The following is a 9,864-nucleotide window of genomic DNA, read 5'->3' as shown; positions in this document are numbered from 1 at the left end:
GCTGGTTGCTTCTGCCTGATTGCCTATCGCGACGGTGCGCAATCCGGTTGCCTGGGCCAAAAAGCCTCCGGCGAACGCGAAGTTTGCACCTGCCACGGAGTTGACGCCGACGGCGGTGGAGTTCCCTCCCGTAGCTGTGGCAGCGGTGCCCAACGCGCTGGCGCCAGCTCCGGTGGCATTGGCGTTAACGCCCAGCGCGACCGTATTGATATTGTTCGAGACCGTGCTGCTACCGATCGCGACTGCGCCGCCCGGGCCTGACGCTGCTGCATTCAAGCCAATGGCCACCGAGTATTGTGTCGACGAGACGGACTGACCGCCGATGGCGATGGCATCGACGCCCGATGCAAGCGCGCCACTGGTGGCATTGCCACCGAGAGCCGTCGAACCGACGCCGGTGGCCCGTGTGGCTGTTGCTGGACTGACGCCACCGCCACCGAGTGCTGTCGCATAGTCGACAGCGGCATTGGCTTGCGCACCCAAGGCAACGCCCCTAGTTCCCATTGCTTTCGACTGCGCACCAACAGCGACCGCTGCCGCGCCGCCGGAGTTGACATCCGTACCGATAGCAATCGACGACTCCCCGGACGCTCCGACTCCACCGGTGCGCGCACCAACGTAAATGGCGTTGGTGGCTGAGGCAAGGGCTTGGTAGCCGAGAGTCGTGGCATTCAGCCCCGTACTCTGGGCGTTATAGCCTATGGCAGTGGCTCCGCCGAAAGTCGCTTGGGACAGATAACCCGCGCACGTCGCGCTGCCGCTGTAGAAGTTGTAAGGCGCCGCAGTGCAGTTCACCTGGGCTTGGACCGACGAGGCCCAACCCATTCCGCCCATCGCCGCCAGCGCGGCCACGATCCTGGCGAACTTGCCGTAGACCTTCGAGGTGCCCGCCGGCCGCGATGCCTCGGCATCCAGGCCGCTCGCCAGTGCGCGCGAAGAACCCTTTTTGCCCCGTGCCGATGCGAGCTCGGAGGCCGCCACCCAGGCGCCCAATGCCTCATTCCAGATGCTGCGGTACGACTTATTCATGCATTTCTCCTCGATTGTTCAAGACGCCAGAAGCCTTGCTCCACGGCAAGCGGTATCCACGGATGGCATTGCCCATAGAACCTTTAGAAGTAATTGCAAAACTATTCGATCAATTGCAATTAAGCGGAAACATTTTTTTTGGCGAATCTTAAGAGGTTGTCGCGGAATGCAACTGGCGTGTGGCGAATTAACGTCAACGGCGCATTGCGGCAATTGGAGATTTTTATCGGACGGGCTTCTAGGTTAGTAATATGAATTTATTATTTATCATTAATGCATAGCATGATTTTCAATGAATTATTTTGGAAATTTCTATTAACTTAAGAATACAAATAGTAATACAAAGTTTTTAAATGTTCTATTCATCGCCACGGATTTCCGTAGCTTTCGATTAAAAATTTATATCAATTGTTTTATGGCGGTAGTACGCCGAATTGGCGCGTGCCCCTGATCGGATGGCACCAAATTGATGCGCGCTGAATAGCGCGGCGCCCGAATATCGGCTCGATGCCGTTTGCTGTGCGGAGGGTTGGCCGAGGCCGGGGAGGATGGCGCGCCGGACAGGCAGCGAACTGCGATCCGATCTGGCGCGCGCGCCGCCTCCGTGCGAGCTGCTGCCGATGGCTACGGCTCGCGCTCAGGAGGTGGTGCGGCGATCCGTCGAGCGCGGAAGGGGAGATTGCTGCTGCGAACGCCTGCCGCCATGGGGTATTCGCCTGGCCGATGCGCCGCGGGAGCCGCGGCGCATCCTAGGAGAGCGGCTTAGCGCAACACGTAGCCGCTCAGGCGCCACGTGCCGCTGGCGTCGAGGCGAAAACTCGTCATCTCGCGCACCACCCGGTTGCTCGCGTTGGCAAAGCGGGTTTCGTATTCGACGTTGATGTATTGGCCGGCCACATCGGGATCGTCGTTTGCAACCAACTGGCGATTCACCGAGACCCATGTGCGCTGCTGCGCCGCGCCGAGCGGCGACCGCGACGCCTCGACCTGGCGAACGAACTCGGGACGTGCGACCCGCTTTTTGGTGGCGGGGCCCGAGCCGTCCCAGAGTTCGCCGATCTTGCCCTGGTCCACCAATTGGATCGCTTGCAGGCCGCCGCGAACCATGTTCGTCGGATCGGCGTCCTGGGCCGAGGCTGTGCTCATCCAACCCGCCAGGAATGCGGCGCCGAGCAGCAGTTTGCTTTTTGAGGTCATGTCAGGTCCGGGAGTGATATGAATTTCAGTGTGTAACTACGTCGATATTGCATGCGGCACTTCCATGGTGCCATTCGTTTATAGCATTCGGGATTGATGTCGAGTGCGGATGCATCGCGCGATTGCCGCATGTCGGGCAATTCAAGGAATCGCGCCGATGTTTCCATTGCCATTGAAGCGCGAGTCGTCCATGTGCATGCAACACGCTCCGATGCCTGCGGCACTTGAAAGAAATGAAGAAGCAGCAATCGTTTTGCCGGGCGTTGCTTGCATTGAATTCGGATGCCGGGGGAATGGCGCCCCGCGCAGCGGTTGCGGATCGCGGCCTTACGCTGAGCCCGCCTGCGTCCATCGCAGCGACACGCGGGTGCCTTCGCCGCTGCGGCTGTCGATGCGCAGATGGGCGCCGATCGCGTCGGCCTGCTCCCGCAGTCCCACGAGCCCGTAGTGCCCCGCGGCGCCTGCACTCGGCTCGAAGCCGATGCCGTCGTCCGCGATCTCCAGTTCGATGCTGTCGCTCGCAGCCATGCGCTGCAGGCGGATCAGCAGCCGTGCCGCGCCCGCGTGCCGTTCGACGTTGCGCAGCACTTCCTCGCACATGTGGAACACGGTTTCAGCCGGCTCGGCCGCGAGCGCGGACAACACAGGGTCGATCCGGCAGTCGAGCTCGATGCCGGAGCGCTCGCTCAGGTTCTTGGCCAGCTCGGCCAGCGCTGCTCCCAGCCCGATGTCGCGCACCGGGTTGCTGCGCAGCTGGTCGATCGCGCGGCGCGCCTCGTCCAGCCCGTCGCGCGCCGCCCGTTCGGCCCGGACCAGCTCGTCCGGCAGCGCATCGGGCCGGATCGATGCCAGGTGCTTGAGCACGCGGATCTCGGTGAGCATCGCCATCATGGAATGCGCCAGCGTGTCGTGCAGCCCGCGCGCCAGCCGAAGGCGCTCGCGCACCACTGCGGCATCGCGCGATTCCTGCGCGAGCCGATTGATCTCTTCGGTGCGCTGGCGTACGCGTTCGTCCAGCTCGGCATTGAGCCGGCGCAGCTCGTCGCGTTCGCGCCGCAGCGTGTCCAGCAGGCGGTCGAGCGCGCTGCCCAGCCGCGCGGCTTCGTCGACGCCTTGCGGCACCTCGATGCGCGTGGCGCTGCCGGCCAGCACCGCGTCCGCGGAATGGGCGATCACGCTCACACGGCGCGTGAGGCGGCGCGCCATGACGATGCCCGCCACCGCGGCGGCCAGGCCCAGCAGGCTCAGCACGATCGAGATGCGCCATTCGATGGCAGTCGCAAACGCCGCGACCGATTCGACCGGCTGGATCACCACGGCCTGCCAGCCGAGGCGGCGCAGCGTGCCGTCACGCGCATTGGGCGGGGTCGCGATCAGGTAGGGCCGGTTGTCCAGCAGCCGCCTCGTGCGGATGCGCGTGGGCAGATCGGATCCGTCGTTCCCCAGGCCTGCGACCACGGGATCGAAGGGCGTGATCGGATCGCCGGCGTCCTGCCAGCGTTGCCCCAGAAGTGCGCCCGGCCCGTGGCGCACGATGCCGTCGCGGTCGATCAGCAGCCATTCGCCCGGCGAGGCGCGGATCTCGCCCATCATCTTCTGCACCCAGTTCCAGCGCAGGTTCGCGGCGACGACGCCGATGATTGCGCCGTCCGCGTTGCGCACCGGCGCGGTGAGCTTCAGGAAGCGCTCCTGCGGCGAGCGGCCTTCCTCGATCCATGCGGCGTCCAGGCCCTGCGAGATCCACGCGTGCTGATTGACGTTCTGGCCGACCACCTGCTCGTCGGTGGCGGCGACGATGAAGCCGTCGGCATCCGTCACCGCCAGCCAGATCAGGTCGGGCACGCCGCGGCGCACCGCCTCGAGCGAGCGCTTCAGGCGCGCGCCCTCGCTGTGCTGCACATCCTCCGACAGCATGGCCGCCACCACGCTGACGGCCTGCAGGCGCAGCAGCAACGCGGTGTCGAGTTCGGCATTGACGTGCTCGGCCGCGGCTTCCAGGCGCTGGCCGTGCTGCTCGAGCAGCGTCGCACGCACGAAGCTGCGCAGCCACAGGTTGGCCACGAGCGCCAGGCACAGGGTGAGCGCAATCAGCAGCCAGCCGATCGCGGCGGCCATGGAGCGCCGTGGGTCGATGCGGCGTGCGAGGTTCATTGGCTGCGGATTCTCGCAGCCGGTGGCCGTGACTTTCGGCATGGGTACTTCCCCGGAGTCCTCGGGGTTTGTCTCGATCCGTCGCGTGACTTCCGGCAGGCGCGCCGGCGGCGGTTTGCGGCAACAGTTGCACCCATCGCGATCCGTGCCCGCAGCGCGACTGAATCCCAACCCTCAACGTGCCGCGACGCGATCGGCGCGACAACGAATGGAGACCCAACGAATGAACCCCGCTTCCCTGACGCAGGCCGCATCCGGCGCGCCGCCGCGCCTGTTCGACAACCGCTGGCTGCAACTGGCCGTCGGCATCGTCTGCATGATTGCCACGGCCAACATCCAGTACGCATGGACCTTGTTCGTGCCGGAGATCCAGGGCAAGTTCGGCTGGGAGCGCGCATCGATCCAGATTGCCTTCACCATCTTCGTGCTGGTGCAGACCTGGCTCGCGCCGATCGAGGGCTATTTCATCGACAAGTTCGGCCCGCGCCTGATCGTGGCCTTCGGCGCGCTGTTCATCGGCGCGGCCTGGGCCATCAACTCGCAGGCCACGACGCTGATGGGCTTCTACATCGGCGCGGCCATCGGCGGCATCGGCGTCGGTTCGATCTATGCCACCTGCATCAACAACGCGCTCAAGTGGTTTCCCGACCGGCGCGGCCTGGCGGTGGGCCTGACCGCAGGCGGCTACGGCGCCGGCTCGGCCGCCACCATCCTGCCGATCGCCGCGATGATCGAGAGCTCCGGCTTTCAGCAGGCCTTCCTGTTCTTCGGCCTGCTGCAGGGCTCGCTGGCTTTCATTGCGGCCTGGTTCCTGCGCGCGCCCAAGGGCAACGAAGTGCGGGGCTCGACCAAGCTGGTGCAGAGCCGGCGCGACTACACGCTGGGCGAGGCGCTTCGCACGCCGCTGTTCTGGCTGATGATCCTGATGTTCTCCTGCGTGGTCACCGGCGGCATGATGGCCGTGGCGCAACTGGGTGTGATCGCGCAGGACCTGGGCGTGAAGAACTTCAAGGTGGACCTGTACTTCGTCACCATGGCCGCGCTGCCGCTCGCGCTGATGCTCGACCGTGTGATGAACGGCATCTCGCGCCCGCTGTTCGGCTGGATCTCCGACCACATCGGCCGCGAGAAGACGATGGTGATCGCCTTCACGCTGGAGGGCATCGGCATCATCGCGCTGGGCTACTTCGGCCACAACCCGTGGGCCTTCCTGATCCTGTCGGGCGTGGTCTTCCTGGCCTGGGGCGAGGTGTATTCTCTGTTCTCGGCGCTCGCGGGCGACGCCTTCGGCACCAAGCACATCGGCAAGATCTACGGCGTGCTGTACTGCGCCAAGGGCGTCGGCGCGCTGTTCGTGCCGCTCGGCAACCTGATGATGGAAGCCACCGGCACCTGGTCGACCGTGCTCTACACCGTCGCGGCGCTCGATCTGTTCGCCGCCTTCCTGGCCATCGTCGCGCTGCGGCCGATGCTGGCCCGGCACACCGCCAGCAATGCCGCCGCATCGCATGCGCCTTCGCCGGCAGCACCTGATCTCGCGATGCCCGGCGGCCTGTCGCCTGCAGGCCGCACGGCCTGACACTCCGCTGCCCATTCCAGTGCCCCCTTGGGGGGAGGCGCCGAAGGCGCTCCGGGGGCTTACTTCTTCAACACCAGCACCGCCAGTTCGGTGCGGGTGTTCGCGTGAAGCTTCTGCATGATCCGGCTCACGTGGTTCTTTGCCGTTCCCTCGGCCAGGTTGAGCGCGGTGGCGATCTGGCGATTGCCATAGCCCTTGGCGATCAGTTCGAGCACGGCGGCCTCGCGCTCGGTCAGGGGTTTGGTCGCCGCCGTCGAATCGGGCGGCGATGGCTCGCCGGGCGCGGCGGCCTGCGGTGCGGCGCGGGAATCCGGCGCGGGCGGGGAGGGCGGCTCCTGCGCGACGCGATCGGCCAATAGCCGGAACTGGTCCATCACCTTGCGCGCGATCTGCGGCGTCAGCCGCGACTCGCCGCGGTGCACGGCCCGCACGGTGTCCAGCACCTCTTCTTCCGAAGCGTCCTTGAGCAGGTAGGCCTGTGCGCCGGCACGCACCGCGTCGAAGACGAGGTCGTCGCGGTCGAAGGTGGTCAGCACCATCACGCGCGTGTGCGGCAAGGCAGCCGAGATCTCGCGCGTCGCGAGCACGCCGCCCTTGCGCGGCATGTGCAGATCCATCAGCACCACGTCTGGCAGCAGGCGGCGTGCCAGCTCCACGGCTTCCACGCCATCGGCCGCCTGGCCGAGCACCTCGATGTCCGGCGCAGCGTCCAGCAGCATGGCCATGCCGCGACGGATCAGTGCCTGGTCGTCGGCAATCAGCACGCGGATTTTCTGCGCGGCATGCGAAGAAGAGGATGACGGTTCGGCAATGGTGCTCATGGCAGGGCCGATTGTGCCCCGAGGGCTCCGAGCCCGTCACAATTTGCTGAGTCGACCGCTACACAAAAGGAAATCCGATGTCACATGCCAACCAACTGCGCCCGTTTTCGTTCGTGCTCGCTGTTCCGGACCTCGAGCGAAACACCGCCTATTTCAGGGACGCCCTGGGCTTCGAGGCGCAGTGGCCGGAAGGAACCGGATGGCAGCTTCTTTCGCGAGGAGATGTGCGCATCATGATGGGCCATTGTCCGGACGCCCTGCTGCCGTCTGCGACGGGCGACCACAGCTACTTCGGCTATCTGCATGTGGATGACGTCGATGCGCTCCATGAAGAATTCGTCCGGCGCGGCGCGTTGATAAAGCAGGCGCCGGCAGACAAGCCGCATGGCATGCGCGAGTTCTCGGTTGCGACGCCTGACGGACACCGGCTCATGATTGGCCAGGACCTTGCGTCGAGGGCGGGGAGCTGAACTGGCTTGCGGAAAAACGACCATGGAGAGTCCTCATTTGAAGAACTCTTGCCTGACCTCGCAAGATTCAACATCAGGACACGAGGCCAGTTGGTGGCGCTCATGACTCATCATCGAAAGCGGCTCCTGCGAATCGACAGTGAGCCGCTCGATGCATGGCATCCGCCGTCAGTACTGGTTCGCCTATCCCGCGCTGATTCGCATCGCGCTCGGACCTTTCGGCTCACTGCCTGTTGAATATCATGTGGCTCATGGCGATATCCGCGTTTGCTGTCAAAGTGCCCTCGGCCGAGCCGTGGGTCGGCGACCTTCGGCAGCGCTTCGACGCGACGACGGAGCTGGGCGTGCCAGCGCACATCACTGTGCTTGTGCCGTTCATGGACCCTCAGCACATCACGCCTGCCGTACTGGATCGGGCGCAACACGCGTTGGATCGCGTGGTTGCGTTCTCCTTCTCGCTGGACAGGGTCGCGCGCTTCCCGGCGACCGCGTATCTCGCGCCGGAACCGCCCGGGCCGTTCATCGCGATGACCAGGGCGCTCGTGGATGTCTTTCCAGATTTCCAGCCGTACGGCGGGGAGCACCAAGGAGTGGTTCCGCACCTGACCGTTGCCCATGGAAACCCATCCGAGGCCGATGCAGCCGCTGCTGAGTTGCAAAAGCGGCTGGATGCATTCGGCGGCATCCGAGCGGATTGCGCCTCGGTCGTGCTGATCGAAAATTCGACAGGCCGTTGGGAAGAGTTGCATGTCTTCCACTTGCCGTCGGCCGATACCCTGGACCGCGGCGATTGACGCCACTCGGTTCCGGATGCCAAACCACTACCTGGTCGTTCTCGCGTTCGCCTCGTGCCTGGCTGGCGCCTTTGTCTGCATCTGCCTCTGAGGCTTCTACACGATGAAGGTCATGACACCAGGCTCGACATTCGGGATCGGCATGCTGTGCGAGCCAACGAAGCGCCGCACGAGAGATCGGGTGCCTACGCGCCGTAGGCCGCCATGAAGACCCGCACGGCCTCGCGCAGAAGTGCCCTGTTTTCCCGGGAATCCGGCATCTCGAGCTTCAGCAGCCCGCGGATGTGCCCGGAGCCCAGGAACATCGACAGGAACAGGTCCGCTGCCTGAAGCGGGTTCCGCACCTTCAGCGTGCCCGCCGCGTCGGCACGGCGCAGGTATGCAGCCAGCTCGCCGTTCGCACGCTCCGGACCTTCCTTGTAGAACGCACGGCAGGCTTCCGGCTGCGCCCCCGCGACGCCGTAGACAGCGCGCAACGCGCCGAGGGCGTCCCCGCGCGCCAGTGCGAGAAACCGGGTGCCGACCGCCAGCAGCGCCTCCTCAGGGTGGTTCGGGTCCAGCGCCCCGGCGCCCGGGACGCCATCCACCACCGGCGCCGTCCTGTCGCGCACGACCGCCTGGAACAGCCCCTCCTTGGAGCCGAAGTTGCTGTACACGGTCATCTTGGACACACCGGCTTCCGCGGCAATGGCATCCACGCTGGCACGCTCCAGCCCATGCTCGTTGAAGTGCCTTTGCGCCGCTTCCAGGATACGCCGCACGCGCTCGGGATCGCGTGGCCGGCCGCGTTGGGGCTTGGGAGCAGGAACTGGGGAGCGGGCCATGGGCATATTTAGTGGACTTGACAGTTTACTATATCGACTCTACATTACTGTACTAGATAGTCCAATAATCAACCAGCCCACACGGAGCCCATCACCATGAATGACGTCATCATCGTCGGCGGCAGCTTTGCCGGCCTCGCCGCCGCCCTGCAACTCGGCCGTGCCCGCCGCAAGGTCACCGTTCTCGATACCGGCCGGCCGCGCAACCGCTTTGCCGGCCACTCGCATGGCCTGCTCGGCCACGATCACAAGCCGCCGCTGGACATCCTGGCCGAGGCGCGGCAGCAGCTGGCGCGCTATCCAACGGTCAGGCTGGTCAATGCCCGGGCCGAGAGCGTGTCTGGCGCCATCGACGATTTCTGCGTCGTCACTGACGATCACGAAAGCCTCGGGGCGCGCCGCGTGATCCTGAGCTACGGCGTTGCTGACCAGATGCCTGAGGTTCCAGGCTTTGCCGAAAGCTGGGGCACGTCCATCGTGCCCTGCCCCTATTGCGACGGCTTTGAAGTCGCCGACCGGCATTGGGGCCTCGTCTGGTCCGGCCCGCAATCGCACAATCAGGCCAGGCTGTTCCGCGATTGGACCGACAAGTTGACTGTCTTCGCCGATGGTCACGACATCCCGCCCGATATCCAGGCCGATCTGGCGCGCCGCAACATGCCTGTCATCGATGGCCGGATCGTCGAGATCGCCCATCACAAGGGCCATATCTCCACAGTCAATCTCGATACCGGCCGCAACGTCGCGGTCGACGTCCTGTTCGCCCATCCGCGCAACAAGCCGTCCGCAAGCCTGCATGAATCACTGGGCCTCGCCACGGTGGATACGCCCACCGGCATCGTCCTCAAGGTCGACGAGCGCCGCCAGACCAGCATGCCCGGCATCTACGCCGCCGGCGACCTGACCACGCCCTTCTTGCCCTCGGTCACCCAAGCATCGTCGCAGGGCGCGATGGCGGGAATCTTCGCCCAGCAATCGATGGTGGTTTGAGAAGACACA

8 protein-coding genes and 1 pseudogene are annotated in these 9,864 nt (G+C 65.0%); 4 read left to right on the top strand and 5 right to left on the bottom strand.

Annotated elements, in window-relative coordinates:
• Positions 1-108: 108 nt before the first annotated feature.
• From IB278_RS34300 to IB278_RS23040, 3 genes and pseudogenes are all read right to left on the bottom strand, one after another.
• Positions 109-1,029: pseudogene (locus IB278_RS34300) on the bottom strand (ESPR-type extended signal peptide-containing protein); the annotation flags it as partial.
• 762 nt (positions 1,030-1,791) lie between these two features.
• Complete coding sequence (locus tag IB278_RS23045; RefSeq protein WP_145744262.1) at positions 1,792-2,226, bottom strand: DUF4019 domain-containing protein; 435 nt, start codon at positions 2,224-2,226, stop codon at positions 1,792-1,794.
• Positions 2,227-2,553: 327 nt separating this feature from the next.
• Positions 2,554-4,419, bottom strand: coding sequence for a histidine kinase (locus IB278_RS23040; protein WP_192325586.1), 1,866 nt, complete (start codon positions 4,417-4,419; stop codon positions 2,554-2,556).
• 181 nt (positions 4,420-4,600) lie between these two features.
• Here IB278_RS23040 and oxlT point away from each other — a divergent pair, with 181 nt between their 5' ends.
• The gene (gene oxlT / locus IB278_RS23035) at positions 4,601-5,956 is read left to right on the top strand and encodes an oxalate/formate MFS antiporter (protein ID WP_192325584.1); all 1,356 of its coding nucleotides are present in this window, start codon (positions 4,601-4,603) and stop codon (positions 5,954-5,956) included.
• Between the two features lie 59 nt (positions 5,957-6,015).
• On the opposite strand, the gene IB278_RS23030 is transcribed toward oxlT, so the two are convergent.
• Positions 6,016-6,777: a response regulator transcription factor gene (locus tag IB278_RS23030; protein ID WP_192325582.1), complete on the bottom strand. Its 762-nt coding sequence runs from the start codon at positions 6,775-6,777 to the stop codon at positions 6,016-6,018.
• 77 nt (positions 6,778-6,854) lie between these two features.
• On the opposite strand from IB278_RS23030, the gene IB278_RS23025 reads away from it, so the two are divergent.
• Both IB278_RS23025 and IB278_RS23020 read left to right on the top strand, forming a co-directional pair.
• Positions 6,855-7,247 carry a VOC family protein gene (locus tag IB278_RS23025; protein WP_192325580.1) on the top strand — a complete coding sequence of 131 codons (393 nt, stop codon included), beginning with the start codon at positions 6,855-6,857 and terminating at the stop codon, positions 7,245-7,247.
• 242 nt (positions 7,248-7,489) lie between these two features.
• Entirely contained in the window at positions 7,490-8,041 is a 552-nt protein-coding gene (locus IB278_RS23020) for a 2'-5' RNA ligase family protein (RefSeq protein ID WP_225613104.1), read from the top strand.
• A 185-nt stretch (positions 8,042-8,226) separates the two neighbouring features.
• Here IB278_RS23020 and IB278_RS23015 read toward each other — a convergent pair whose 3' ends face one another.
• Positions 8,227-8,865 (bottom strand): TetR/AcrR family transcriptional regulator, encoded by a 639-nt coding sequence (locus tag IB278_RS23015; protein ID WP_192325579.1) that lies wholly within the window; start codon positions 8,863-8,865, stop codon positions 8,227-8,229.
• A 96-nt stretch (positions 8,866-8,961) separates the two neighbouring features.
• Here IB278_RS23015 and IB278_RS23010 point away from each other — a divergent pair, with 96 nt between their 5' ends.
• Positions 8,962-9,855: an NAD(P)/FAD-dependent oxidoreductase gene (locus tag IB278_RS23010; RefSeq protein WP_192325577.1), complete on the top strand. Its 894-nt coding sequence runs from the start codon at positions 8,962-8,964 to the stop codon at positions 9,853-9,855.
• Positions 9,856-9,864 lie beyond the last annotated feature (9 nt).

It is taken from the genome of Variovorax sp. VRV01 (assembly GCF_014852545.1).
Taxonomy (GTDB): domain Bacteria; phylum Pseudomonadota; class Gammaproteobacteria; order Burkholderiales; family Burkholderiaceae_C; genus Variovorax; species Variovorax beijingensis_A.
The sequence above is the reverse complement of the archived record's forward strand: the minus strand, read 5'-3'. Positions and strand labels throughout refer to the sequence as shown.

Excerpts from the sequence above, each read along its gene's own strand:
- IB278_RS23020 (WP_225613104.1), top strand. The coding sequence starts at position 7,490 with ATGTGGCTCATGGCGATATCCGCGTTTGCTGTCAAAGTGCCCTCGGCC.
- IB278_RS23015 (WP_192325579.1), bottom strand. The coding sequence starts at position 8,865 with ATGGCCCGCTCCCCAGTTCCTGCTCCCAAGCCCCAACGCGGCCGGCCA.
- IB278_RS23030 (WP_192325582.1), bottom strand. The coding sequence starts at position 6,777 with ATGAGCACCATTGCCGAACCGTCATCCTCTTCTTCGCATGCCGCGCAG.
- oxlT (WP_192325584.1), top strand. The coding sequence starts at position 4,601 with ATGAACCCCGCTTCCCTGACGCAGGCCGCATCCGGCGCGCCGCCGCGC.
- IB278_RS23025 (WP_192325580.1), top strand. The coding sequence starts at position 6,855 with ATGTCACATGCCAACCAACTGCGCCCGTTTTCGTTCGTGCTCGCTGTT.
- IB278_RS23010 (WP_192325577.1), top strand. The coding sequence starts at position 8,962 with ATGAATGACGTCATCATCGTCGGCGGCAGCTTTGCCGGCCTCGCCGCC.
- IB278_RS23040 (WP_192325586.1), bottom strand. The coding sequence starts at position 4,419 with ATGCCGAAAGTCACGGCCACCGGCTGCGAGAATCCGCAGCCAATGAAC.
- IB278_RS23045 (WP_145744262.1), bottom strand. The coding sequence starts at position 2,226 with ATGACCTCAAAAAGCAAACTGCTGCTCGGCGCCGCATTCCTGGCGGGT.